The organism is Streptomyces sp. SAS_272 (assembly GCF_052543235.1).
This window is the reverse complement of sequence record NZ_JBMNDR010000032.1, coordinates 19,011-44,040: the sequence shown is the minus strand read 5'-3', so window position 1 is coordinate 44,040 and position 25,030 is coordinate 19,011. Positions and strand designations below refer to the sequence as shown.

At 72.8% G+C, this 25,030-nt stretch carries 18 protein-coding genes and 1 pseudogene; 8 read left to right on the top strand and 11 right to left on the bottom strand.

What is annotated here, in order from left to right; genetic code table 11:
- Window positions 1-17 precede the first annotated feature (17 nt).
- Both ACN6LD_RS19525 and lgt read left to right on the top strand, forming a co-directional pair.
- The gene (locus ACN6LD_RS19525) at window positions 18-794 is read left to right on the top strand and encodes a thioredoxin domain-containing protein (protein ID WP_319191639.1); all 777 of its coding nucleotides are present in this window, start codon (window positions 18-20) and stop codon (window positions 792-794) included.
- A 96-nt stretch (window positions 795-890) separates the two neighbouring features.
- On the top strand, window positions 891-1,997 hold the full coding sequence (lgt, locus tag ACN6LD_RS19520; protein WP_445043857.1) for a prolipoprotein diacylglyceryl transferase: 1,107 nt from the start codon (window positions 891-893) through the stop codon (window positions 1,995-1,997).
- A gap of 95 nt (window positions 1,998-2,092) precedes the next feature.
- Here lgt and ACN6LD_RS19515 read toward each other — a convergent pair whose 3' ends face one another.
- Genes ACN6LD_RS19515 through ACN6LD_RS19485 form a run of 7 tightly spaced genes read right to left on the bottom strand, consistent with a single transcriptional unit; the run spans window position 2,093 to window position 10,147 of the window.
- On the bottom strand, window positions 2,093-2,923 hold the full coding sequence (locus ACN6LD_RS19515) for an HpcH/HpaI aldolase/citrate lyase family protein (protein ID WP_057580162.1): 831 nt from the start codon (window positions 2,921-2,923) through the stop codon (window positions 2,093-2,095).
- On the bottom strand, window positions 2,920-4,191 hold the full coding sequence (locus ACN6LD_RS19510) for a CaiB/BaiF CoA transferase family protein (protein ID WP_445043856.1): 1,272 nt from the start codon (window positions 4,189-4,191) through the stop codon (window positions 2,920-2,922). The genes ACN6LD_RS19515 and ACN6LD_RS19510 overlap by 4 nt, the downstream gene beginning before the upstream one ends.
- Entirely contained in the window at window positions 4,188-5,081 is an 894-nt protein-coding gene (rbsK, locus tag ACN6LD_RS19505) for a ribokinase (protein WP_445043855.1), read from the bottom strand. The genes ACN6LD_RS19510 and rbsK overlap by 4 nt, the downstream gene beginning before the upstream one ends.
- On the bottom strand, window positions 5,078-6,457 hold the full coding sequence (locus ACN6LD_RS19500) for an ADP-ribosylglycohydrolase family protein (protein WP_319191645.1): 1,380 nt from the start codon (window positions 6,455-6,457) through the stop codon (window positions 5,078-5,080). Before ACN6LD_RS19500 ends, rbsK begins: the two co-directional genes overlap by 4 nt.
- The gene (locus ACN6LD_RS19495) at window positions 6,445-7,632 is read right to left on the bottom strand and encodes an ADP-ribosylglycohydrolase family protein (RefSeq protein ID WP_319191646.1); all 1,188 of its coding nucleotides are present in this window, start codon (window positions 7,630-7,632) and stop codon (window positions 6,445-6,447) included. The genes ACN6LD_RS19500 and ACN6LD_RS19495 overlap by 13 nt, the downstream gene beginning before the upstream one ends.
- A gap of 8 nt (window positions 7,633-7,640) precedes the next feature.
- A complete protein-coding gene (locus tag ACN6LD_RS19490) occupies window positions 7,641-9,014 on the bottom strand; it encodes an ADP-ribosylglycohydrolase family protein (RefSeq protein WP_445043854.1) in 1,374 nt (457 codons plus the stop codon).
- The gene (locus tag ACN6LD_RS19485) at window positions 9,011-10,147 is read right to left on the bottom strand and encodes an ADP-ribosylglycohydrolase family protein (protein ID WP_445043853.1); all 1,137 of its coding nucleotides are present in this window, start codon (window positions 10,145-10,147) and stop codon (window positions 9,011-9,013) included. Before ACN6LD_RS19485 ends, ACN6LD_RS19490 begins: the two co-directional genes overlap by 4 nt.
- A 269-nt stretch (window positions 10,148-10,416) precedes the next feature.
- Here ACN6LD_RS19485 and ACN6LD_RS19480 point away from each other — a divergent pair, with 269 nt between their 5' ends.
- The 5 genes and pseudogenes from ACN6LD_RS19480 to qcrB all read left to right on the top strand — a co-directional run.
- Window positions 10,417-11,148: a VIT1/CCC1 transporter family protein gene (locus tag ACN6LD_RS19480; RefSeq protein ID WP_445043852.1), complete on the top strand. Its 732-nt coding sequence runs from the start codon at window positions 10,417-10,419 to the stop codon at window positions 11,146-11,148.
- Between the two features lie 381 nt (window positions 11,149-11,529).
- Window positions 11,530-16,152: a glutamate synthase large subunit gene (gene gltB, locus ACN6LD_RS19475; protein WP_445043851.1), complete on the top strand. Its 4,623-nt coding sequence runs from the start codon at window positions 11,530-11,532 to the stop codon at window positions 16,150-16,152.
- Window positions 16,145-17,605, top strand: a complete 1,461-nt coding sequence (locus tag ACN6LD_RS19470) for a glutamate synthase subunit beta (RefSeq protein WP_319191655.1) — start codon at window positions 16,145-16,147, stop codon at window positions 17,603-17,605. Before gltB ends, ACN6LD_RS19470 begins: the two co-directional genes overlap by 8 nt.
- A 158-nt stretch (window positions 17,606-17,763) precedes the next feature.
- Entirely contained in the window at window positions 17,764-18,486 is a 723-nt protein-coding gene (locus ACN6LD_RS19465) for a vWA domain-containing protein (protein WP_319191656.1), read from the top strand.
- A gap of 96 nt (window positions 18,487-18,582) precedes the next feature.
- A pseudogene (gene qcrB / locus ACN6LD_RS19460) lies at window positions 18,583-20,241 on the top strand (cytochrome bc1 complex cytochrome b subunit); the annotation flags it as partial.
- Here the strand turns inward: qcrB and ACN6LD_RS19455 are convergent.
- Together ACN6LD_RS19455 and ACN6LD_RS19450 are read right to left on the bottom strand one after the other, a co-directional pair.
- Entirely contained in the window at window positions 20,219-21,475 is a 1,257-nt protein-coding gene (locus tag ACN6LD_RS19455; protein ID WP_445043850.1) for a GDSL-type esterase/lipase family protein, read from the bottom strand. The pseudogene qcrB and the gene ACN6LD_RS19455 sit on opposite strands and share 23 nt — an antisense overlap.
- Window positions 21,472-22,041 carry a TetR/AcrR family transcriptional regulator gene (locus tag ACN6LD_RS19450; RefSeq protein ID WP_319192974.1) on the bottom strand — a complete coding sequence of 190 codons (570 nt, stop codon included), beginning with the start codon at window positions 22,039-22,041 and terminating at the stop codon, window positions 21,472-21,474. Before ACN6LD_RS19450 ends, ACN6LD_RS19455 begins: the two co-directional genes overlap by 4 nt.
- Window positions 22,042-22,130: 89 nt before the next feature.
- On the opposite strand from ACN6LD_RS19450, the gene ACN6LD_RS19445 reads away from it, so the two are divergent.
- Complete coding sequence (locus ACN6LD_RS19445) at window positions 22,131-22,622, top strand: FBP domain-containing protein (RefSeq protein ID WP_445043849.1); 492 nt, start codon at window positions 22,131-22,133, stop codon at window positions 22,620-22,622.
- Between the two features lie 207 nt (window positions 22,623-22,829).
- On the opposite strand, the gene ACN6LD_RS19440 is transcribed toward ACN6LD_RS19445, so the two are convergent.
- Together ACN6LD_RS19440 and ACN6LD_RS19435 are read right to left on the bottom strand one after the other, a co-directional pair.
- The gene (locus ACN6LD_RS19440) at window positions 22,830-23,726 is read right to left on the bottom strand and encodes an acyl-CoA dehydrogenase family protein (RefSeq protein ID WP_445043867.1); all 897 of its coding nucleotides are present in this window, start codon (window positions 23,724-23,726) and stop codon (window positions 22,830-22,832) included.
- Between the two features lie 98 nt (window positions 23,727-23,824).
- Window positions 23,825-24,964 carry an acyl-CoA dehydrogenase family protein gene (locus ACN6LD_RS19435; protein ID WP_445043848.1) on the bottom strand — a complete coding sequence of 380 codons (1,140 nt, stop codon included), beginning with the start codon at window positions 24,962-24,964 and terminating at the stop codon, window positions 23,825-23,827.
- Window positions 24,965-25,030: the final 66 nt, after the last annotated feature.

The window sequence follows — 25,030 nt, the reverse complement described above, 5'->3', positions numbered from 1 at the left end:
CGGTTCGTTCTGGGGGTGTGAGCGAGAAGAATCGTGACGGAAAGCGCACTGCCCGGGAGCGGCTGGCGGCGGAGCGCGAGAAGCAGAAGACGGCCGAGCGGCGGCGGCGCACACTGATCGTCGGCGCGAGCGTGGTGTGCGTGCTGGGGCTGGCCGCGGTGATCGGCGTCGTCGCCGCGAACTCCGGCAAGGACGACAGCAGCGACAAGGCGGGCCCGGTCGTGGCGCCCTCGGGGGCAAAGGGCGAGGACGCCCTCGCGATCCCCGTCGGCAAGGACGGCGCCAAGTCCACGCTCACGGTGTGGGAGGACTTCCGCTGCCCGGCCTGCAAGGCCTTCGAGACGGCGTACCGGCCCACGATCCACGGGCTGACGCAGGGCGGCAAGCTGAAGGTCGAGTACCACCTGGCCACCCTCATCGACGGCAACATGGGCGGCAGCGGGTCCCGCAGCGCGGCCAACGCGGCGGCCTGCGCCCAGGACGCCGGAAAGTTCCCGGCCTACCACGACGTGCTGTACGAGAACCAGCCGGAAGAGACGAAGGACGAGTACGCCGACGACAGCCGGCTGATCGAACTCGCCGGCAAGGTCGACGGGCTCGACACGCCCGCGTTCCGCACCTGCGTGGAGCAGGGCACCCACAACAGTTGGGTCGTCAAGTCCAACCAGGCCTTCCAGAACGGCCGCTTCGGCGGCACCCCCACCGTGCTGTTCAACGGCAAGAACATCTACCAGGACCGGTCGATGACGCCGGAGAAGCTGAAGAAGATGGTGGAGGAGGCCGACCAGGGGTGACACCGCGGGCCTGGCCCTTTCACACCAGCCCGTTATGGAGCCGTAGCCGGGCTGCCCATCGTCGGCCGTGCGTGGCAGGGTAGCGTCGACCCTGCCATGGAACTTGCCTACATTCCCAGCCCGTCGCACGGTGTGCTGTACCTCGGCCCCGTTCCGCTGCGCGGCTACGCGTTCTGCATCATCATCGGCGTCTTCGTCGCGGTCTGGCTCGGCAACAGGCGCTGGGTCGCCCGGGGCGGGCAGGCCGGCACGGTGGCCGACATCTCCGTCTGGGCGGTGCCCTTCGGGCTCGTCGGCGGCCGGCTCTACCACGTGATCACGGACTACGAGCTGTACTTCAGCGAGGGCCGGGACTGGGTGGACGCCTTCAAGGTCTGGGAGGGCGGCCTCGGCATCTGGGGCGCGATCGCGCTCGGCGCGGTGGGCGCGTGGATCGGCTGCCGCCGCCGGGGCATCCCGCTGCCGGCCTACGCCGACGCCATCGCCCCCGGCATCGCCCTCGCGCAGGCGATCGGCCGCTGGGGCAACTGGTTCAACCAGGAGCTGTACGGCAAGGAGACCGACCTTCCCTGGGCCCTGCACATCACGTCCTCGGCGGACGGGCGGGTGCCGGGCTACTACCACCCGACGTTCCTGTACGAGTCGCTGTGGTGCATCGGCGTCGCCCTCCTCGTCATCTGGGCCGACCGCCGCTTCAAGCTGGGCCACGGGCGGGCCTTCGCCCTGTACGTCGCCGCGTACTGCGTGGGCCGCGCCTGGATCGAGTACATGCGGGTCGACGACGCCCACCACATCCTGGGCCTGCGGCTGAACGACTGGACCGCGCTGGTCGTCTTCCTGCTCGCGGTGGTGTACATCGTCGTCTCGGCGAAGAAGCGGCCGGGCCGGGAAGCGGTCGTCGAGCCCGCCGCGCAGGCCTCTGGCGACACGGCCGGGGACGCCTCCGCCGACGGCGAGGAGAAGTCCGACGGCGAGGAGAAGGCCGGGGCCGAGCCGTCCTCGTCCGGGGCGGCTGCGGAGTCCGCGGAGACGAAGGCCGGCGGCGGATCCGGGACCGAGAAGGCCGAGGCCGCCTCCGACTCGGACGACGAGGCCGAGGACAGGACCGAGGCCGCGGCCGGCACGGACGGCAAGGCCGAGGACAGGACCGGGGCACAGGCCGACGTCAAGGACGAGGCGGAGTCGGCGGGCAAGAAGAGCTGACGGCCGTCGGCACGACGACGCGCACGACGACGAGGGCGCCCGGGTTCACCGGGCGCCCTCGTCGTGCGACCGCGGGTCGCGCCCTCGCCGGCCGGTCAGTCCCGTCCGGCCAGGGCCAGCGTGCGGTGCGCGGCCGCCACCACCGCGGCGTCGACGAACCGTCCGTCCGGGAGCGCCTGGGCGCCCCGTTCGGTGATGGCCGCCTTCACGATCGTCTCGGCGTCCTCCAGCTCCTGCTGGGTCGGCAGGTAGGCCTGTTCGATGATCGGGAGCTGCCGGGGGTGGATGGCGGCGCGTCCCAGGAAACCGAGGGTGCGGCCGTGGGCGCAGCTGGTGGCCAGGCCGTCCAGGTCGCGGATGTCGGGGTGGACCGACTGTGGCGGGGGCGCCAGCCCGGCGGCCCGGGCGGCGACGACGACCCGGGAGCGTGACCAGTCGAGGCCGGCGTCGTGGCGGACGCCAAGATCGGCTCGCAGGTCCGCCTCTCCGAGGGCGATGCCGCGCAGGGAGGGGTGGGCGCGGGCGATGGCGTAGGCGTGTTCGACGCCGAGCGCGGTCTCCAGCAGGGCGTGCAGGGGCGTGGCGCCGCGATCGCTCCTGGGCACGCTCTCGGCGACCCGGGTGATCTGGTGCGGGGCCGTCACCTTCGGCAGGCGCAGACCGCAGACGCCGGGGAGGGCGGCCACGGTGCGCAGGTCCGCCGCGGCGTAGGGGGTGTCCAGCGAGTTCACCCGGACGTGGACCGGTACCGGCTGGGGCTCCGAGAGGCGCTCGGCGGTGGCCGCGCGCGCATACTCCTTGCGGTCCGGGGCGACCGCGTCCTCCAGGTCGACGATGACGACGTCGGCGCCGCAGGCGAGGGCTTTGGTGACCGTCTGCGGGCGGTCACCGGGAACGTAGAGCCAGGTCAGTGGGGGTTTCTTCACAGGGCGCCCGCCTCGCGCAGGGTGCTCAGCTCGTCCGCGGTCAGGCCCAGTTCGGTCAGGACGGCGTCCGTGTCGGCGCCGTGCGGGCGGCCGGCCCAGCGGATCGCGCCGGGGGTCGCGGAGAGCCGGAAGAGGACGTTCTGCATCCGGATCCGGCCCAGCTCCGGGTCGTCCACCGCGGTGACGGTGTCCAGGGCCTGGTACTGGGGGTCCGACAGCACGTCCCGGACGTCCTGGACCGGGGCGATCGCCGCCTCTGCCTTCTCGAAGGCCGCGAGGACGTCGGTGCGGGTGTGCCGGGCGATCCAGGAGCCGACCGCTTCGTCGAGGACGTCGGTGTGGACGGCCCGCTCGGCGCCGGTGGCGAACCACGGCTCGTCGATCAGCTCCGGGCGGCCGACGAGCCGCATCACCCGTTCCGCGACCGACTGCGCCGACGTCGAGACGGCGACCCAGTCCCCGTCGGCCGTGCGGTAGGTGTTGCGCGGGGCGTTGTTGGCGGACCGGTTGCCGGTACGGGCCTGGACGTACCCCAACTGGTCGTACCAGAGCGGCTGGGGGCCGAGGACGGTGAGGATGGGCTCGATGATCGCCATGTCGACGACCTGGCCCTCGCCGGTGCGGTCGCGGGCGGTGAGGGCCGTCATGACGGCGTACGCGGTGGCCAGGCCGGCGATCGAGTCGGCCAGGCCGAAGGGCGGGAGAGTGGGCGGGGCGTCCGGTTCGCCGGTGATCGCCGCGAAGCCGCTCATCGCCTCCGCGAGGGTGCCGAAGCCGGGGCGGTGCGCGTAGGGGCCGAACTGGCCGAAGGCGGTGACCCGGGTGAGCACCAGACGCGGGTTCGCCGCCGACAGTTCCTCCCAGCCGAGGTCCCACTTCTCCAGGGTGCCGGGACGGAAGTTCTCGATGATCACGTCGGCCGTGGCGGCGAGCCGCAGCAGGGTGTCGCGGCCGCCGGGCGTGGACAGGTTCAGGGTGATCGTGCGCTTGTTGCGGCCGAGGAGCTTCCACCACAGGCCCACGCCGTCCTTGGACGGGCCGTGCCCGCGGGAGGGGTCGGGACGGTCGGGGTGTTCGACCTTGACGACGTCCGCGCCGAAGTCGCCGAGCAGGGTGGCGGCGAGAGGTCCCGCGAACAGGGTGGCCAGGTCGAGGACCCGGGCGCCGTGCAGGGGAGCGGCCGGAGCGGCGACGCGCGATGCGGTCGTGACGGGTGCGCTCACGGGGGGCGCGGTCGTGACGTGTTCGGTGGGGCGGGGTTCGGTCATGAGGCGTACTGCGTCTCGATCTCGGAGCGGTACGGCATCGACGCGGAGGCGCCGGGACGCTGGACCGACAGCGCGGCCGCGGCCGCCGCCCAGGCCAGGGCCTCCCGTACGGGCCGTTCCTCGCCCAGCGCCACCGCGAGGGCGCCGACGAACGTGTCGCCCGCGCCGGTTGAGTCCACGGCGGTGACGCGTGGGGCGGGCACGGTGAGGGGTTCGGCGTCGCGGGCCGCGTAGAGGCTGCCGGCCGCGCCGAGGGTGATGACGACCTCGGGGACGCTGTCCAGCAGGACGGCGGCCGCCTCGTGCGGGTCGGTGCGTCCGGTGAGCGCGCTCGCCTCGTGCTCGTTGGGCACCAACAGGTCGGTGGCGTCGAGGAGTTCCGGGGGCAGCGGCCGGGCGGGGGCGGGGGTGAGGATCGTGCGCACGCCGTGCCTGCGGGCCGCCCGCGCACCGGCGACGACCGCGGCCAGGGGCACTTCGAGTTGCAGCAGGAGGGCGTCCGCGGAGGCGATGAGACCTTCGTCGCCGGGGGCGAGATGGTCGACGGTGCCATTGGCGCCGGGCACCACGACGATCGCGTTGCCGCCGTCGTCGTCCACCACGATGTGCGCGGTGCCGGAGGGGGCCTCGACGGTGCGCAGGTGGTCGGTGTTGACGCCCGCGTGCTCGAGCGTGGAGCGCAGCCGGGCGCCGAAGGAGTCGTTGCCGACCGCCCCGATCATCGAGACGGCGCCGCCGGCGTGGGCGGCGGCGGTCGCCTGGTTGGCGCCCTTGCCGCCGGGGATCGTGCGGAACTCCCGTCCCGTCACGGTCTCCCCGCGCTGCGGGGGCTTTACTACGTAGGCGACGAGGTCCATGTTCGTGCTGCCGAGCACGACGATGTCGGTCATGGGCGGGATGCCTCCCGAGGGATGAGGGACCGGGTGAGGTGGGCGAGGGCGTCGAAGCCGGCGCCGTCGAAGTCGGCGACGGAGGTGGCCAGCCGGTTCTTGAGGGGGGCCGTCCAGCGGTCGGGGAGGGCGGCCGGGCCGCCGGTGAGCAGGGCGGCGACGCCGCCCGCGGTCGCGCCGTCGGAGTCGGTGTCCCAACCGCCCGACACGGCACGGCAGATGGACCCGGCGAAGTCGCCGTCCGCGTGGGTGAGGGCGGCGGCGATCAGGGCCGTGTTGGGGACGGCGTGCACCCAGTGGGCGCTCCGGTGGGCGATGTGGAGTTCGTCGACGACGGTGTCGAAGTCGGCGTGCTCCCCGGCGAGCCGGATCGCGTGGGTGACGGCGACGGCGAGCCGGGAGCGGGGCGGCACGACCGACAGGCCGGTGTGCAGACAGGTGTGCACGTCGAGGGCGCCGGTCGCGGCCGCGGCGACGACGGCCGCCGTGAACATCGCCGCGTAGACGCCGTTGCCGGTGTGGGTGAGGACGGCGTCGCGGTGCGCCTGCTCGGCCGCGGCGGCCGGGTCGCCGGGGTTGGTCCAGCCGTGCACGTCGGCGCGGATCAGGGCGCCGATCCACTCCCGGAAGGGGTTGCGGTGGCGGGCGGTGTGCGGGGGTTCGACGCCGCAGAGGAGGTTGCGGTAGGCGACGCGTTCGGCGGTGAAGGTGCGGCCCGCGGGGAGTTCGTCGAGCCAGAGCCGGGCCACGTCGGCGGTGGTGAAGCCCCTGCCGTGGCGCTGCAGCAGCAGGAGGTTGAGGAGGGGGTAGTTGAGGTCGTCGTCCTCGGGCATGCCGTCGATGTTCTCGGCGAGGGAGGTGGGCGCCGAGCGGCGGTTCCAGGGGTGCTCCTCGAGCAGGGGGCCGGGAACCCCCCGGGCGGTGAAGTAGCCGTTCAGGGGCCAGTTGCCGGCGGCCTTGGCGAGCCGGCGGACGGCGTCCAGGGGGAGCTTCTCCACCGGTTTGCCCAGGAGGCAGCCGGCGGCCCGTCCCAGCCAGGCCGCTTCCAGGCGGGCCTGCGACGGCGCCGGCGGCCTCGTGCCGCCCGGCCGGCCCGGCCATCGGGGGCAGAGCGTTCTGATTTTCTCCAGTTCGGTCGGCTCGTCCTCGGCCAGTCTGCTGGGCAGGTCCGCCAGTTCGTCGAGCAGGTCGTCGGCGAGGAGCCGGAGGTAGCCGGAGGCCCGTTGCCCGGACGCGCCGGCGCGGGGCGGCGCGTCGTGGCCGCCGGCCGCGCGCCAGCGGGCGGCGACCGCCCACGGCTCCCGGCCGTCCTCGGCCGCCTGGCGCAGTTCGTGGCCGAGCAGGTCCTCCGGCTGGACCCAGGTCAGTCGGAGCATCCGGAGCCTCCGAGGGCGCCTGCGAGGGCGCAGAACGCCCGCTCGTGGTCACGGCGGCGCTCGACGTCGCGGTGGAAGACCTCGCGGGCGACCTCGGTGAGCGTCGCCGCCGGCTGCCGCAGGTCGAGGCGGCTGGCCTCGGCGACCTGCTTCGACCAGTCCTCGGGGACGGGTGAGCCCAGGGCGCCGGCCACCGCGCCCGCCATCGTGGCGATCGAGTCGCAGTCGCGGCCGTAGTTCACGGAGCCGAGGACCGCCCGGCGGTAGTCGCCGCCCGCCGCCAGCACCATGCCCAGGGCGACCGGGAGTTCCTCGATCGCGTGCAGCCGGGAGGGGCGGCGCGCGCCGAGCGAGGGCCGCCGGTAGTCGGGTCCCACCGTGTCGTAGGGCGCCACCGCGTTCCTGAGCGGGACGAGCGCGGACTCGACGTCGCCGTGCCGGGCCGCCTCCTCGCAGACCTTCTCGATCGCCGTGCGCGTGCCGTCCTTCGCCAGCGCCAGACAGGCCGTCACGACCGACTCCGCGGTCGCGCCCGGCGTGCACGCGGCCGCCACCGCCGCGGCGAAGACGCCCGCCGCCTCCCGGCCGTAGGACGACTGGTGGGCGCCCGCGACGTCCAGCGCCTCGGCGTACGCTCCCGCCGGGTCGGCCGCGTTGACCAGACCCACCGGGGCCATGTACATCGCCGCGCCGCAGTTGACGATGTTGCCGACCCCGGCTTCCCGCGGGTCGACGTGGCCGTAGTGAAGCCGGGTGACCAGCCACTTCTCCGCCAGGAAGATCCGGTGCAGGGGGAGCGCCTCGGCCTCCAGTTCCGGGATCCAGCGGGGCGTCGTCATCAGGTCCGGGACGAGGTGGCTCGCGACCGCGTAGGCGTCCAGGTGGTCGCGGACCGTGGCGTACACCCTGATCAGCGCATGGGTCATCAGGGTGTCGTCGGTGACGTGGCCGTCGCCCTTGTGGTACGGGGCGATCGGGCGGGCGGTGCGCCAGTCGTCGCCGTGCCAGGGTCCGACGACGCCGTGCACGCGGCCGCCGTGGCGCTCGAGGATCTGTTCCGGGGTGTAGCCCTCGACGGGGCCGCCGAGGGCGTCGCCCACGGCCGCGCCGACCAGGGCGCCGGTGATGCGCTCCTCCAGGGTTGCCCCGTTGCTTTCTTCTGCTTTGGGCGTCATGCCCCGAATCATCCTCCTGGTGGGGCCGGTTGTGCGGTTTCCAGGAGTCCGGCGAGTTCCACCAGATCGGTGCCGGTGAGCCGGGGGAGTGCGCAGCCGGAGAGGACACGGCAGCTGTCGCGCCACGCCTCGGGGATCGCGGCGGCGCCGCCGAGCGCCCCGGTGAGCGCGCCCGCCAGGGCGGGGGCCGAGTCCGCGACCCGGGAGAGGCAGGCCGCGGCCGGCACCGCCTCGCCGATGCGGCCGCCGGACGCCGTCGCGAGCGCCAGCGCCACCGGCACGGTCTCCGCCGCGGCGATGCCGTAGCTGTAGACGTGGTCGACGATCTGGTGTTCCAGCAGCGGGATGAGCGCGAACGCGCTCGGTGCGCCGCGGGCCAGGTCCAGCGCGTGCCGGGCGTTGCGGCCGATCTCCGTGTGTGCGGGGAGTTCGCCGAGCGCCGCCGTCGCACAGGCCTCGACGTCCGCTCCGGCCAGGGCCAGCGCCAGCGCCGCGGCCATCGCCCGGGCGCCGTGCACGCCGTCGCCGTCCTGGGTGTAGCGGGCGTCGAACTCGGCGAGCCCGGCGGCGGCCCCGGGATCGCCGGCGTGCGCCACGGCGAGGACGCAGGCGCGTACGCAGGCCGCGTCGTCGAAGTAGTGCGGGTTGTCGTGGCCGGTGGCGGGGGGCCGCAGTCCGGCGACGAGATTGCCCAGTCCGGCGCGGACGGAGATGCGGGCGCGCAGGGGCAGGACGGCGGACTCGACCTCCGGCGCGCGGTCGGCCGCCGCCGCCACCTCACTGGCGATCGCGTTCCAGGCGAGATCGATGGCGGCGCGCATCCGGCGATCCCGGCCGAGGTCGCCGAGGACGGTGTCGTCGCCGGCCCGCAGCACCGCCTCGGCGGCGAACGCCGCCCACTCGGCGTCGTCGGAGGGACCGAGCCGGAGGGGTTCGGGGGGCTGGTTCAGGGCGATGGGGACGGGCAGGGTGGTCGTCGCGTTGTGTTCGGCGAAGGTGTCGAGCTCCCGGGTCAGACGGCGGGTCCAGTCCGGCATCCGGGCGGCGCGATGGCGGGCGGCGGGCCACCCGGCGGCGTCGCCCGCGGCCAGGCCCAGCAGCAGGCCCTCGATACGCCGCGCGTGCCGCGGGCGGGCGAGCCCCCCGGGTTCGGCGTCGCGCGCGGGCCTGTCGGTCCGGCCCGGCGATCCGGTGCGGTGACGTCCTGCCGCTCCGCTGCGGCTCTCGCGGGCGGGTGCGGACGGGCCCCGCGGGGGGTCCTCGGCCCGGCCGTCGGGGGCCGCGGGCGCGCCGGGCGCCGCCGTGACCGCCATGCCCGCCGCGGTCTCCGTGGCCGCTGCGGCCGTCATCGTCTCGTCGTCCCAGGGTGCGGGCGGTGTCATGGGCACGCCTCCGCGCCGTCGTTCGCCGTTGCCGTTGCCGTCGCCGTCGCCGTCGCCGCGGGCGCCGTGGTGGTCGCGGCTGTCAGGGCGAAGGCCGTCGGGTCGGGGTGGGAGAGCCGTCCCGGGCTCATCAGGATCGGCACGACGTCCGCCACGACCACGCCCTCGCCCCACTTGCCGCCCTCGCCCGGCACCAGCAGCTCGGCCACGTCCAGCACGTGATGGCCCGCCATCGAGGGCAGGCAGGTGCCCCGGGCCGGGCCGATGGCCGCCGCCCAGTCCGGCGGGATCGCCGAGATCCCCCGGGTGGCGCCGGCCAGGGCGCCCGCCACCGCCGCCGTGGTGTCCGCGTCGCGGCCCATGTTCACCGCCGTGAGGACCGCCTCGCGAAAGTCGCCGTCGGCTGCCGCGTAGGCGCCGAACGCGAGGGCGACGGCCTCCGGCGCCAGATCGGTCCACGGGTAGCCGCCGACGACGACGGCCGAGCGCACGGCCCGTTCGCCCCGGTGGGCCACCGCTGCCGCGCGGCGCAGGGAACGAGCCGTCCAGGAGTCCTCGGGGACCACCGCGAGAGCCGAGGCGACCACCGCGGTCGGCGGCGCCCCGGCCATCGCCGCGGCCACTCCCGCCGCGACCGCCTGCCCGCCGTAGATGCCCTCGCCGTCGTGGCTCACCGCGCCGTCGATCGCGACCAGCCGGGCGGCCTCCGCCGGGCGGCCCGCGGCGAAGACGCCGAAGGGGGCCGCGCGCATTGCCAGGCCGTCGCTCCAGGCGTGCCGGTGCTGCGCCGAGATGGGCGCCGCGAGACCGCGGCGGAGGTTCTCCAGGGTGCCGCGCTCACTGAATCCCGCGCCGCGGAAGGGGCCTTCGTCCCGGTCGGCGATCCACTGGTGCCAGGCCGACTCGACGTGGGCCGGGGTGAGCGCGGAGCCGTGCCGGGCGAGCAGCAGGCCGGAGAAGATCGCGTACTCGGTGTCGTCCGTGCCGGCCGGCCGGTCGGCGACGTAGCCGGTGATGCGGCCCCAGCGGGCGCGGATCTGCGAGGGCTTCATGTTCTCGGCGGGGGCGCCCAGGGCGTCTCCGACGGCGAGGCCGAGCAGGGCGCCTCGGGCTCTTTCACGGATCGTTGCCATAGGCGGCCTCTCCACCGTGGCTCCGCTCGGGCGCGGAACCGTCTGCGGATGTGTCCCACCATCGGCGGTTGACCCGAGCCTCGACGCCCTTCATGTCACCCGGTCGACATCTGTGCGCATAGCCGATCGAATGAGCGCTCGAAGGTAAAAGCGCAGGTTAGCCGAGCCTTTCCTTGCTGGCGGAGCGGAATGGAGAGGCGTATCTTCGCGTTGTAAGAACTTAGAATCAGTCTAAACTTAGCTTTGGCTCAGCTTACTGGGGGATCTCCGTGGCCATCATCGAGACCGAGGCGTCGCTGCACGAGGCGCACCGCGACAACCACACCCACCGAGACGTCACCGGCGGCTGGCTGCGCCCCGCCGTCTTCGGCGCGATGGACGGCCTGGTCTCCAACCTCGCCCTGATGACCGGCGTCGCCGGCGGATCCGTGGGACAGCAGACCCTCGTCGTCACCGGCCTCGCGGGGCTGGCCGCCGGCGCCTTCTCCATGGCCGCCGGCGAGTACACCTCCGTCGCCTCGCAGCGTGAACTCGTCGAGGCCGAACTGGCCGTCGAGCGGCGGGAGCTGCGCAAGCACCCCCAGGACGAGGAGGCCGAGCTCGCCGCGCTGTACGAGTCCCGGGGCGTCGAACCCGCGCTCGCCCGGCAGGTCGCCCAGCAGCTGTCGCGCGACCCCGAGCAGGCCCTGGAGATACACGCCCGCGAGGAGCTGGGCATCGACCCGTCCGATCTGCCCTCGCCGCTGGTCGCCGCGGTCTCCAGCTTCGCATCGTTCGCGCTGGGCGCGCTGCTGCCCGTCCTGCCGTACCTGCTCGGCGCCTCCTCGCTGTGGCCGGCCGTGCTGCTGGCCCTGCTCGGCCTGTTCGGCTGCGGCGCGGTGGTGGCCCGGGTGACGGCGCGGACCTGGTGGTTCAGCGGGCTGCGGCAGCTGGCCCTCGGCGGTGCGGCGGCCGGTGTGACGTACGCCCTGGGCAGCTTCTTCGGAACGGCCGTAGGATAGATCGGCTGCTACCTATGCGATGGGCCGCATAAGTAGCCGTTACCGACTGGTTTCGAGTGCTTAACCAGCGGGCATGAGCCGTAAGCGCTGTGGGCAATGACGCCTGCGGCGCACTCGCGGGGTGGGTGACGCCGCTCCCCCCGCCCTTCCGGTCCGCCGGGCAACGATCCGACCGATCTCGTCCCGTCCGGCCCCCATACCTTTCAGCCACGTGCGAGGAACCCCCGCCGCGCGTCCGTGGCGTCCGCATGCTGGAACGGAGTATCCGGTTCCCGAGAACCGCTCCATCATGTAACCTGCACGAAATTTTGCGTTCCGCAGAGGGCCAACGTCGTCCCTTCGCCAGCAGATATGCCACCTGAGACGACGACGGGAGAGCCGATGCGTACGCCGCGCCAGCCGTCCCAGCATTCCGCGAATGGCCAGAACTGGTCTTTCATGGATGCTCGCCCTGCTGCGCAGGGTATGTACGACCCCCGCAACGAGCACGACGCCTGTGGCGTCGGCTTCGTGGCCACCCTCACCGGCGAGGCGAGCCATGCGCTGGTCGAGCAGGCGCTGACCGTTCTGCGCAACCTCGAGCACCGCGGCGCCACCGGCTCCGAGCCGGACTCCGGCGACGGCGCGGGCATCCTGACCCAGGTCCCGGACGCCTTCCTCCGCGAGGTCGCCGGATTCGAGCTCCCCGAGGCCGGCCACTACGCCGTCGGCATCGCCTTCCTCCCCGAGGACGGCGCCGGGGCCGCCGTCTCACAGATCGAGACGATCGCCGCCGCGGAGGGCCTCACCGTCCTCGGCTGGCGCGAGGTCCCGGTCGCCCCCGAACTCCTCGGCGCGACCGCCCGCTCCACGATGCCGGCCTTCCACCAGGTCTTCGTGAGCGACGGCACGAGCCAGGGCATCGACCTCGACCGCAAGGCGTTCGTGCTGCGCAAGCGCGCCGAGCGCGAGGCCGGCGTGTACTTCCCGTCGCTCTCCGCGCGCACGATCGTCTACAAGGGCATGCTGACCACCGGCCAGCTCGAGCCCTTCTTCCCGGACCTGTCCGACCGCCGATTCGCCTCGGCCGTGTCGCTCGTCCACTCGCGTTTCTCCACGAACACCTTCCCGTCGTGGCCGCTCGCGCACCCCTACCGCTTCGTCGCGCACAACGGTGAGATCAACACCGTCAAGGGCAACCGCAACTGGATGCGCGCTCGCGAGTCGCAGCTCGTCTCCGACTTGTTCGGCTCTGCCGACCATGGGCACAGCGGATCCGACGAGAAGGCCATCGAGCGGATCTTCCCCGTGTGCACGCCGGACGCCTCCGACTCGGCGTCCTTCGACGAGGTGCTCGAACTGCTCCACCTCGGCGGCCGCTCGCTGCCGCACTCCGTGCTGATGATGATCCCGGAGGCGTGGGAGAACCACGACACCATGGATCCGGCCCGGCGCGCCTTCTACGAGTTCCACTCCACGATGATGGAGCCCTGGGACGGCCCGGCCTGCGTCACCTTCACCGACGGCACCCAGGTCGGCGCGGTCCTCGACCGCAACGGTCTGCGCCCCGGCCGCTACTGGGTCACCGACGACGGCCTCGTCGTCCTCGGCTCCGAGGTCGGCGTCCTCGACATCGACCCCGCCAAGGTCGTCCGCAAGGGCCGCCTGCAGCCCGGCCGGATGTTCCTCGTCGACACCGCCGAGCACCGCATCATCGAGGACGACGAGATCAAGGCGCAGCTCGCCGCCGAGAACCCGTACGCCGAGTGGCTCGAGGCCGGCGAGATCGAACTCGGCGACCTGCCCGAGCGTGAGCACATCGTGCACACGCACGCCTCGGTCACCCGCCGCCAGCAGACCTTCGGCTACACCGAGGAGGAGCTGCGCGTCATCCTCGCGCCGATGGCCAAGACCGGCGGCGAACCGCTCGGCTCCATGGGCACCGACTCGCCGATCGCCGCGCTCTCCGCCCGGCCGCGACTGCTCTTCGACTACTTCACCCAGCTGTTCGCGCAGGTCACCAACCCGCCGCTGGACGCCATCCGCGAGGAGCTCGTCACCTCGCTGCGCTCCTCCCTCGGCCCCCAGGGCAACCTGCTCGAGCCGAGCGCCGCGTCCTGTCGCACCGTCACCCTGCCGTTCCCCGTCATCGACAACGACGAGCTGGCCAAGCTCATCCACATCAACGCCGACGGCGACATGCCCGGCTTCAAGGCCGCGACCCTCTCCGGCCTGTACCGCGTGCACGGCGGCGGTGACGCGCTCGCCGCCCGCATCGACGAGATCTGCGCCGAGGCCGACGCCGCCATCGACAACGGCGCCCGGCTCATCGTCCTGTCGGACCGCCACTCCGACGCCGAGCACGCGCCGATCCCGTCGCTGCTGCTCACCGCGGCCGTCCACCACCACCTCATCCGCACCAAGCAGCGCACCCAGGTGGGCCTGCTGGTCGAGGCCGGAGACGTCCGCGAGGTCCACCACGTCGCCCTGCTGATCGGCTTCGGCGCCGCCGCCGTCAACCCGTACCTGGCGATGGAGTCCGTCGAGGACCTGCTGCGCGCGGGCACCTTCCTCGGCGGCATGGAGCCCGAGCAGGCGATCCGCAACCTGATCTACGCGCTCGGCAAGGGCGTCCTGAAGGTCATGTCCAAGATGGGCATCTCGACCGTCGCCTCCTACCGCGGCGCGCAGGTCTTCGAAGCGGTCGGCCTCGACGACGCGTTCGTCGAGAAGTACTTCAGCGGCACCGCCACCAAGATCGGCGGCATCGGCATCGACGTCGTCGCCAAGGAGGTCGCCGCCCGCCACGCCAAGGCCTACCCCGCCTCCGGCATCGCGCCCGCGCACCGCGCCCTGGAGATAGGCGGCGAGTACCAGTGGCGCCGCGAGGGCGAGCCGCACCTGTTCGACCCGGAGACGGTCTTCCGCCTCCAGCACTCCACGCGCACGGCCCGCTACGACATCTTCAAGCAGTACACGGGCCGGGTGAACGAGCAGTCCGAGCGGCTGATGACCCTGCGCGGGCTCTTCGGCCTCAAGTCGGACCGCCCCTCGATCTCCGTCGACGAGGTCGAGCCCGTCTCCGAGATCGTCAAGCGCTTCTCCACCGGCGCCATGTCGTACGGCTCCATCTCCCAGGAGGCGCACGAGACCCTCGCCATCGCCATGAACCAACTGGGCGGCAAGTCCAACACCGGTGAGGGCGGCGAGGACCCGGAGCGCCTGTACGACCCGGCGCGCCGCTCCAGCATCAAGCAGGTCGCCTCCGGCCGCTTCGGCGTCACCTCCGAGTACCTGGTCAACGCGGACGACATCCAGATCAAGATGGCCCAGGGCGCCAAGCCCGGCGAGGGCGGCCAGCTGCCCGGCCACAAGGTCTACCCGTGGGTCGCCAAGACCCGGCACTCCACCCCGGGCGTCGGCCTGATCTCTCCGCCCCCGCACCACGACATCTACTCCATCGAAGACCTGGCCCAGCTGATCCACGACCTGAAGAACGCGAACCCGCAGGCGCGGATCCACGTGAAGCTGGTCTCCGAGGTCGGCGTCGGCACGGTCGCGGCCGGTGTGTCCAAGGCGCACGCGGACGTCGTGCTCATCTCCGGCCACGACGGCGGCACCGGCGCCTCCCCGCTGACCTCGCTCAAGCACGCGGGCGGCCCCTGGGAGCTGGGTCTCGCCGAGACCCAGCAGACCCTGCTGCTCAACGGCCTGCGCGACCGGATCGTGGTCCAGACGGACGGCCAGCTCAAGACCGGCCGCGACGTGATCATCGCCGCGCTGCTCGGCGCCGAGGAGTTCGGTTTCGCGACCGCGCCGCTCGTCGTCTCCGGCTGCGTCATGATGCGCGTCTGCCACCTGGACACCTGCCCGGTCGGCATCGCCACCCAGAACCCGGTGCTGCGCGACCGCTTCGCCGGCCAGGCCGAGTACGTCGTGAACTTCTTCAAGTTCATCGCCGAAGAGGTCCGCGAACTGCTGGCCGAGCTGGGCTTCCGCTCGATCGAGGAGGCCGTCGGCCACGCCGAGGTCCTCGACGTCGAGCGCGCCGTCGACCACTGGAAGGCGCAGGGCCTCAACCTGGCCCCGCTCTTCCACGTGCCCGCCCTGCCCGAGGGCGCGGCCCTGCACCAGGTCATCTCGCAGGACCACGGCCTGGAGAAGGCGCTCGACAACGAGCTCATCAAGCTCGCCGCCGACGCCCTCGCCGCGGACTCCGCGACCGACGCCCAGCCGGTGCGCGCCCAGGTCTCCATCCGCAACATCAACCGCACGGTCGGCACCATGCTCGGCCACGAGGTGACGAAGAGGTTCGGCGGCGCGGGCCTGCCCGACGACACCGTCGACATCACCTTCACCGGCTCCGCGGGCCAGTCCTTCGGCGCCTTCCTCCCGCGCGGTGTCACGCTGCGCCTGGAGGGCGACGCCAACGACTATGTCGGCAAGGGCCTCTCCGGCGGCCGCGTCATCGTCCGCCCGGACCGGGGCGCCGACCACCTCGCCGAGTACTCGACCATCGCGGGCAACACCATCGCCTACGGCGCGACCGGCGGCGAGCTGTTCCTGCGCGGCCGCACCGGCGAGCGGTTCTGCGTCCGCAACTCCGGCGCGACGGTCGTCTCCGAGGGCGTGGGCGACCACGGCTGCGAGTACATGACCGGCGGTCACGCGGTGGTCCTCGGCGAGACGGGCCGCAACTTCGCGGCCGGCATGTCCGGCGGCATCGCCTATGTGATCGACCTGAACCGCGACCACGTCAACGCCGGCAACCTCGACGCCGTCGAGGCGCTCGACGACACCGACAAGCAGTGGCTGCACGACGTGGTGCGCCGCCACGCCGAGGAGACCGGCTCGACGGTCGCCGAGAGGCTGATCGCGGACTGGGACGCGGCCGTGGAGCGCTTCAGCAAGATCATCCCCAGCACGTACAAGGCAGTGCTCGCCGCCAAGGACGCCGCCGAGCGAGCGGGACTCTCCGAGTCCGAGATCACCGAGAAGATGATGGAGGCGGCGACCCATGGCTGACCCGAAGGGCTTCCTGAACCACGGCCGTGAGGTCGCCAAGTCCCGCCCTGTCGACGTGCGGCTGAAGGACTGGAACGAGGTCTACGTCCCCGGTTCGCTGCTGCCGATCATCGGCAAGCAGGCCAGCCGGTGCATGGACTGCGGCATCCCGTTCTGTCACAACGGCTGTCCGCTGGGGAACCTGATCCCCGAGTGGAACGACTTCGCCTACCGCGAGGACTGGTCGGCCGCGCAGGAGCGGCTGCACGCGACGAACAACTTCCCGGAGTTCACCGGGCGGCTGTGCCCGGCTCCCTGCGAGTCGGCGTGCGTGCTCGGCATCAACCAGCCGGCCGTGACCATCAAGAACGTCGAGGTCTCGATCATCGACAAGGCGTGGGAGACCGGTGACGTCGCCCCGCAGGCGCCCGAGCGCCTGTCCGGCAAGACGGTCGCGGTCATCGGTTCGGGCCCGGCGGGCCTGGCCGCCGCCCAGCAGCTCACCCGGGCCGGCCACACCGTCGCCGTCTACGAGCGCGCGGACCGCATCGGCGGCCTTCTCCGGTACGGCATCCCCGAGTTCAAGATGGAGAAGCGGCACATCAACCGCCGCATCGAGCAGATGCGCGCGGAGGGCACCCGCTTCCGCACCGGCATCGAGATCGGCCGCGACCTCAAGGCCACCGACCTGAAGAAGCGCTACGACGCCGTCGTGATCGCCGCCGGCGCCACGACCGCCCGTGACCTGCCGGTCCCCGGACGTGAGCTCAAGGGCGTCCACCAGGCGATGGAGTACCTGCCGCTGGCCAACAAGGTCCAGGAGGGCGACTTCGTGGCGCCCCCGATCACGGCCGAGGGCAAGCACGTCGTGGTCATCGGCGGCGGCGACACCGGCGCCGACTGCGTGGGCACCGCCCACCGCCAGGGCGCGGCCTCCGTCACCCAGCTGGAGATCATGCCCCGGCCGGGCGAGGAGCGGAACCCGGGCCAGCCGTGGCCGACGTTCCCGATGCTCTACAAGGTCACCTCCGCGCACGAGGAGGGCGGCGAGCGGGTCTACTCCGTCTCCACCACCCACTTCGAGGGCGACGAGGACGGCAACGTCCAGTGGCTGCACCTCACCGAGGTCGAGTTCGTCGAGGGCAGGCTGACGCCCAAGCCGGGCACGGAGCGCAAGATCCCCGCCCAGCTGGTCACCCTCGCCATGGGCTTCACCGGCACCGACCGGGAGAACGGCCTGGTGGAGCAGTTCGGCCTGGAGCTCGACGAGCGCGGCAACGTCGCGCGCGACGCCGACTTCGCGACCAACGTGCCCGGCGTGTACGTCGCCGGAGACGCCGGCCGCGGCCAGTCGCTCATCGTGTGGGCGATCGCGGAGGGCCGCTCGGCCGCCCGCGGCGTCGACCGGTTCCTGACCGGCGCGAGCGAGCTGCCCGCCCCGATCCGCCCGACGGACCGCTCGCTGATGGTCTGACGGCCCCGCCGAAAGGCACCCGGACGTCCCGCACAAAGGCGTGCGGAACATTGACGGCGCCTGCCCACAGTCCCCGACCGGACGACTGGGCAGGCGCCGTCGCCATTTCGTACACCTGTTCCCGAGGTGAGGGCGGTGGGTGTGGGAGGCTGTGCGCCATGGTCGCGATCAGTCTCACCAAGGTCCAGGAGACCGCACCCGCGCTGGTCAGCCTCTACAAGAGCGCCGGGGCGTCCCTCGCCAGGCACGGCCTTGACGGGCAGCGGGCCGCCGTCTACCTCGTCGTCGACTACTCGGGCTCGATGAAGCCGTACTACCAGGACGGCAGCGTGCAGGCGCTCGCCGACCGGGTGCTGGGACTCTCCGCCCATCTCGACGACGACGGCCGGGTGCCGGTCGTCTTCTTCTCCACCGACGTCGACGCCGTCACCGACATCGCCCTCGCCGACCACCGCGGACGGGTGGACCGCATCGTGGCCGGGCTCGGACACATGGGCAGGACCAGCTACCACCTCGCCATGGACGCCGTCATCGACCACTACCTCGAGGGCGGGGCGCGCGAACCCGCGCTCGTCGTCTTCCAGACCGACGGCGGCCCCATCAACAAGCTCGCCGCCGAGCGCTACCTGTGCAAGGCCTCCAAGCTGCCCCTGTTCTGGCAGTTCATCGGCTTCGGCGACCGCGGCAGCAGACAGTTCGACTTCCTGCGCAGGCTCGACGAACTGCCCGTCCCTTCGAAGCGGGCGGTCGACAACGCCGGCTTCTTCCATGCCGGTCCGGATCCCCGGAAGGTGTCGGACGCGGATCTCTACGACCGGCTCCTGAGCGAGTTCCCGCAGTGGCTGACGGCCGCCCGGGCGCACGGGATCGTCCGGCCGTAGCGGCGGGGGCGGCGGCCGTCCGCAACCGTCCGCACCGTTGGCTCAGCGGGTCGTCCGTGCCACCCTGAGAAAGATCCGACGGGGAGGCGGCGACGTATGGGCGAGTACGCGGGATCGGTGAACGGTGCGACGCAGGAAGGGAGTTCACGGCCGAGGGGCGAGCCGGGCAAGGGCGAGCGGGTCGCGGACTGGGCGGACGGACGGCTCGGGCTGTACACGCTGGCGAAGGCCAACCTGCGCAAGGTGTTCCCGGACCACTGGTCCTTCATGCTGGGCGAGATCTGCCTCTACAGCTTCCTGATCCTCATCCTCACCGGCGTCTATCTCACCCTGTTCTTCGAGCCGAGCAGCGCCGAGGTCGTCTACCACGGCTCCTACGCGCCCCTCAACGGCATCACGATGACCCGGGCGTACGAGTCGACGCTCGACATCAGCTTCGATGTGCGCGGCGGCCTGCTGATCCGGCAGATCCACCACTGGTCGGCGCTGGTCTTCGTCACGGGCATGCTCGTGCACATGATGCGGGTGTTCTTCACCGGCGCGTTCCGCAAGCCGCGCGAGGTCAACTGGGTGTTCGGCTGGCTGCTGCTGTTCCTCGGCATCCTCACCGGTCTGACCGGCTACTCGCTCCCCGACGACCTGCTCTCCGGCACCGGAGTGCGGTTCGCCGACGGCGCGATCCTGTCCGTCCCGATCGTCGGGACGTACCTGTCGTTCTTCCTCTTCGGGGGCGAGTTCCCGGGGCACGACATCATCTCCCGGTTCTACCCGATCCACGTCCTGCTGCTGCCCGGCATCATGCTGGGGCTGGTCGTCGCCCACCTCGTCCTGGTGTTCTTCCACAAGCACACGCAGTATCCGGGACCCGGGCGCGACGGGAAGAGCGTCGTCGGCATGCCGTTCATGCCGGTCTACATGGCGAAGGCCGGCGGGTTCTTCTTCCTGGTCTTCGGCGTGCTGGCGGTGATGGGCGGGATCGCGAGCGTCAACCCGGTGTGGGCGTTCGGACCGTACCGGCCGGACCTGGTGACGACGGGCGCCCAGCCGGACTGGTACCTCGGCTTCTCCGAGGGGCTGATCCGGGTGATGCCCGGATGGGAGATCAACGCCTGGGGCCACACCCTGGAACTGGGCGTCCTCATCCCGTTCTCGCTCTTCCCGCTGATCCTGCTCGCCCTCGGGGTCTACCCCTTCGTCGAGGCGTGGATCACCGGCGACACGCGCGAGCACCACATCCTCGACCGGCCGCGCAACGCCCCCGTGCGCACCGGCCTCGGCGTCGCCTGGCTGACCCTGTACGCGGTGCTGCTGCTCGGCGGCGGCAACGACATCGTCGCCACCCATCTGCATCTGTCCATCAACGCGATCACCTGGTTCGTGCGGATCTCCGTGTTCGTCGCCCCCGTCGTCGCCTTCACGGTCACCAAACGGATCTGTCTCGGACTGCAGCGCCGCGACCGCGACATGGTGCTGCACGGCCGGGAGACGGGCGCCATCAGACGGCTGCCGCACGGCGAGTACGTCGAGGTGCACGAACCCCTCGGCCGGGACCGGCTGTTCACCCTCACCCAGCACGAGCAGCACCCGCCGTACGAGATCGGGCCGCTCGTCGACCACAACGGGGTGCGGCGGCCGGTCACCGTCTCCCAGCGGGTGCGGGCGCGGCTGGCCCGGGCGATGTTCGGCGCGGACAGCCACATCCCCAAGCCGACGCCCGAGGAGTATCGCGAACTCACCGGGGGCCACGGGGGCCACGGGGGCCACGGGGGTCATGGGGGGCATGGGGGTCATGGGGGCCGTGGAGAGCACGCGGGACATGGGGGAGACGGGCGCTGAGAACCCGCGCGAAGCGTTCGCCGATCAGACGGTGACCGGCCGAGTCCGGGTGGAGGCCGTCGGGCAGCGGCGTCCCGACGGCGTCGGCCTCGCCGTAGAGGTCGAGGCCGTCGACGTGGTACAGGTGCGGGTCGTCGGCGGCGCGCTCGGCCACGGTCCGGGCCAGTTCGGCGCGGATCACCCGCAGGGTCAGCTTTCCGTACGCCACCTCGGCCGGATCGCCCATCGGCTGGAACAGCGCCCTGCCCGCGGCGGCAGAGGCGAAGTCGAGCGAGGTGGGGCCCGGCGTGTCCTCGTGCATCGGGCACAGGATCGGTGAGACGACCACCAGGGGCGTGTCCGGACGGCCCTCGCGGATCGTGTCGAGGAAGCCGTGCACGGCCGGGGTGAAGGCGCGCAGCCGCATCAGATCCAGGTTCACCACGTTGATGCCGATCTTGACGCTGATCAGGTCGGCCGGGGTGTCCCGCAGCGCGCGGGCGGTGAACGGGTCCAGCAGGGCGCTGCCGCCCAGGCCCAGGTTGATCAGCTCCACCCCGGCCAGCGAGGCGGCGAGGGCGGGCCAGATCGCGGTGGGGCGCACGGCGTCCGAGCCGTGGCTGATCGAACTGCCGTGGTGCAGCCAGACCGGACGGCCGTGCGCGGGGGCGGCGGTCAGCGGGGCGTCGGTGCGCAGGGCTACCAGTTCGGTGGTCTCGTTGGGCGGGAGCCAGATCTCCAGGTCCTTGACCCCGGCCGGCAGGTCCGTGAACCGCAGGGTGGCGACCGGGCCGCACCGTGTGTCACTGGTCTCCGCCGCCAGGTCGACGGTCAGGACGCGGCCGCCCTCCGTCGCGCTGGCGGCCCGTACCGGACGGCCGTCGACGAGCAGCTCGTACACGCCGTCCGGGAGGGGCGGGCCGCCGACGTAGACCCGCTTCGTGGGCAGGACGTCCAGCTCGACGGCGGTGGCCTCGCTGCGGAACGCGAGCCGCACACCCGACGGCTGGGACTCGGCCATGGCGAGCTGCGGGTCGGCGCACTGGGCACGCGCGCGTGCGGGCAGCCGGTGCGGCAGCACGCCGTGCTCGGTGCGCTCCAGGTCGAGGGCTCCGCGCAGCAGATCGGCCGTGACCGGCGTCGTGACCCACCCCGGGCCCGGCGCGCGGCTCATGCGGCGGGCCAGTTGCGCAGCAGGGCGTCGAGGGCGTCCAGGACGCGGACCCAGGTCTCGTCCGTGTCCGGCGCGCTGTGGCTGAAGCTCCCGCCCAGCTCGAGGGCGACATAACCGTGGAAGACGCTGCCGAGGAGCCGGACCGCGTGCGTACGGTCAGGCTCCGCGAGGTCGTAGCCGCGCAGCAGCGCCCGGGTCATCTGCGCGTGCCGGACGCCGGCGCTCGCGGCCGCCGTCTCGGGGTCGAGTCGCAGCTGGGCGGCGGCGTAGCGGCCGGGGTGCTCGTGCGCGTAGTCGCGGTAGACGTCGGCCAGCGCGGTCAGCGCGTCCTTGCCGGCCCGGCCCGCCAGCGCGTCGGCGGCCCGGTCGGCCAGCTCCTCGAGGGCGAGCAGCGCGATCCGGGTCCTGAGGTCCTGCGAGTTCTTCACGTGCGAGTACAGACTCGCGACCCTGACGTCGAACCGTCGGGCCAGCGCCGAGACGGTCACCTCCTCGAAACCGGCCTCGTCGGCCAGCTCCGCGCCCGCCCGCACCAGGCGTTCCGTGGTCAGTCCGACCCGCCCCATGTCCGTCCTTCCCGTCGCCCTGGCCTTCACCGCAGCCTTCACCCATTATGCGTTTGCCTAAAAGGTTTAGGCAATTTAGCCTCGCGTATATGAAGCCGCTGAGCGAACCAGAGATCCGCGCCGCGTTCGTGAACTGTTCCAAGGGCGAGGCCAAACGCCTGTCCGTGCCGCGTGACCTCGCCGACCGCCCCTGGGACGACCTGGACTATCTGGGCTGGCGCGACCCCCAGGCCCCCGACCGCGCCTACCTCGCCGTAGAACTCGACGGCAGGCTGAAGGCCCTCGCCCTGCGCACCTCCGCCGCCGGCCCCGGGCAGTCCCGGCGCAGCATGTGCAGGCTGTGTCTGACGACCCACTCCGGCGGCGTCTCGCTGATGGTCGCGCCGAAGGCGGGCCGGGCCGGCCAGCAGGGCAACTCGGTGGGCGCCTACATCTGCAGCGACCTCGCCTGCTCGCTGTACGTGCGGGGCAAGCGGGACGCCGGCATCGGGGCGCGACTGCACGAGACGATCACCCTGGAGGAGAGGATCGAGCGGACGGTCGCCCACCTCGCCGCCTTCGTCGCCACGGTGACGGGCTGACCCTCTGCCGTCTGCCGTCTGCCGTCTGCCCGCTGCCGTTCGTCTTCCGCGGTCCGCCGTCCGCCGTCCGCCGTCCGCCGTCCGCCGTCCGCCGTCCGCCGTCTCCGTTCTGCCGTCCGCCGTCTGTGTTCCGCCGTTCGCCGCTCGCGGTCCCTCGCCCGTGCGTCGCGGGCCGGACCGGGGCCCGCGCCACGCCTCGGCGGCCGCTCAGGCGCGGTCGCGCAGCACCTCCGCGCGGCAGGCGTCCGGATCGCCCCACGCCGTACGCAGCGCGCGGGCCTTGGTCAGCCACAGCGACAGGTCGTACTCCGCGGTGTAGCCGATCGCGCCGTGCAGCTGCAGCGCGGTGCGCGCGGTCGCGTACGCCGCCTCGCAGGCGCTCACCTTCGCCGCGGCCACGTCCGCCGGGGCCATCGTCACGGCGGCGCCCAGCACCAGGGGCCGGGCGAACTCCAGCGCGATCTTCGCGTCCGCCAGCCGGTGCTTGACCGCCTGGAACGACCCTATGGGCACGCCGAACTGGACGCGCTGCCTCACATACCCCACCGTCCGGTCCAGCAGGGCGAGACCCACGCCCAACGCCTGCGCGGCGGTGGCGAGACGGGCCCACAGCAGGGCTCGGTCCGCGGGCGGGTCCGGGTCGAGGAGTTCACCGCCCGGCAGCAGCCGGGTGAGCCGGCGGGCCGGGTCCAAAGACGCGCGGACCGGGCCGTGTCCCGGGGCGAGCCGCAGCCCGTCCGCGGCCAGGACGAGCCGTGCCGTCGCCGCGTCGCCGTCCAGGGCGTACCCGCCCTCCCGTGCCAGCGTCGTCATCGACTCGCCCGAGGCCAGACCCGGCAGGAACCGTCCGGCCGGGCCCGGCGCGCTGAGCGCCGCGGCCGCGGCCACCGTCTCCACCAGCGGCCCGGGCACCGCATGTCGCCCCAACTCCACGAAAGCGACGGCCAGTTCGACGGGCCGGGGCCCCAGTCCTTCGTACGCCTCGGGGACCGCCAGCGCGAAGACGCCGGCCGCGGCGACCCGCGACCACAGCGCCCGCCCGGCCGCCCGCTCGCCGCGGCTCCAGTCACGGATCACGGCCGGTGTGCCGGCCGCGGCCAGCATCGCGCCCAGCGACCCGGCGAAGGCCCGCTGCTCGGCGTCGAGGAGGAAGCGCGGCGCGGGCTCGGGCGCCGCCGGTGCGGGGGTGCGCGGCGAGACCGTCACCGGCGCCCCCTCGGCAGACCGAGCAGATGCTCGGCGATGATGTCGCGCTGGATCTCGTTCGTGCCCGCGTAGATCGGCCCGGCGAGCGCGAAGACATACCGCTGCGACCACTCCTCGTCGGCGAACTCGCCCTCCTCGCCGAGGAGGTCGAGCGCCGTCTCGTGCAGGGCGATGTCGTACTCGGACCAGAAGACCTTGTTCAGACTCGCCTCGGCGCCGACGCGCTCGCCGCCGAGGAACCGGGAGGCGGTCGCCAAGGTCGCCAACTGGTAGGCACGGGCGCCGATCAGTGCGTCGGCGACCTGTGCCCGCGTGCTCCGCGGACTGCCCTGGGCCCGCCAGAGCGCGTGCAGCCGCTCGGCCGCGGCGAGGAAGCGGCCGGGGGAGCGCAGCGTCAGCCCGCGTTCGTCGGCCGCCGTCGCCATCGCGATCCGCCAGCCCTGGCCGGGCTCGCCGATCACGTCCTCGTCCGCCACGAACACCTCGTCCAGGAACAGCTCGGCGAACGCCGGCTTCCCGTCGAGACGGCCGATCGGGCGGACGGTGACGCCCTTCGCCCGCAGGTCGAACATGACGTAGGTGAGGCCCTGATGGGGTTTCGGGGCTCCGGGGTCACTGCGGAACAGGCCGAAGGCGCGGTCGGCGAAGGCCGCGCGCGAGGACCAGGTCTTCTGGCCGCTGAGCCGCCAGCCGCCCGGGACCCGCACCGCCCGGGCGCGCAGCGAAGCCAGGTCCGAACCGGCCTCCGGCTCCGACCAGGCCTGCGCCCAGACGGTCTCGCCGCGCGCCATCGCGGGCAGCACCCGCGCGCGCTGTTCCTCGGTGCCGTGCTCGAACAGGGTCGGCGCGAGGAGGCTCACGCCGTTCTGGCCGACCCGGCCCGGGGCGCCCGCCGCGTAGTACTCCTCCTCGAAGAGCAGCCAGCGCACGAGGCCGCACTCCCGTCCGCCGTACCGGCGCGGCCAGTTCACCGTCGACCAGCCGCCCGAGGCCAGGCGGGCCTCCCACGCGCGGTGCGCGGCGAAGCCCTCTGCGGTCTCCAGCGAGGGCAGCGGCTCGGGCGGCACATGCGCGTGCAGCCATTCCCGGGCCTCGGCGCGGAACGCCTCGTCGGCGGGGGAGTGCGTGAGATCCACGGGCGCTCTCCTACGGGTGTTTTCGCGGGACCGTTCTTCCCTAACAAGTGTTTGGTAGGTTAGCGT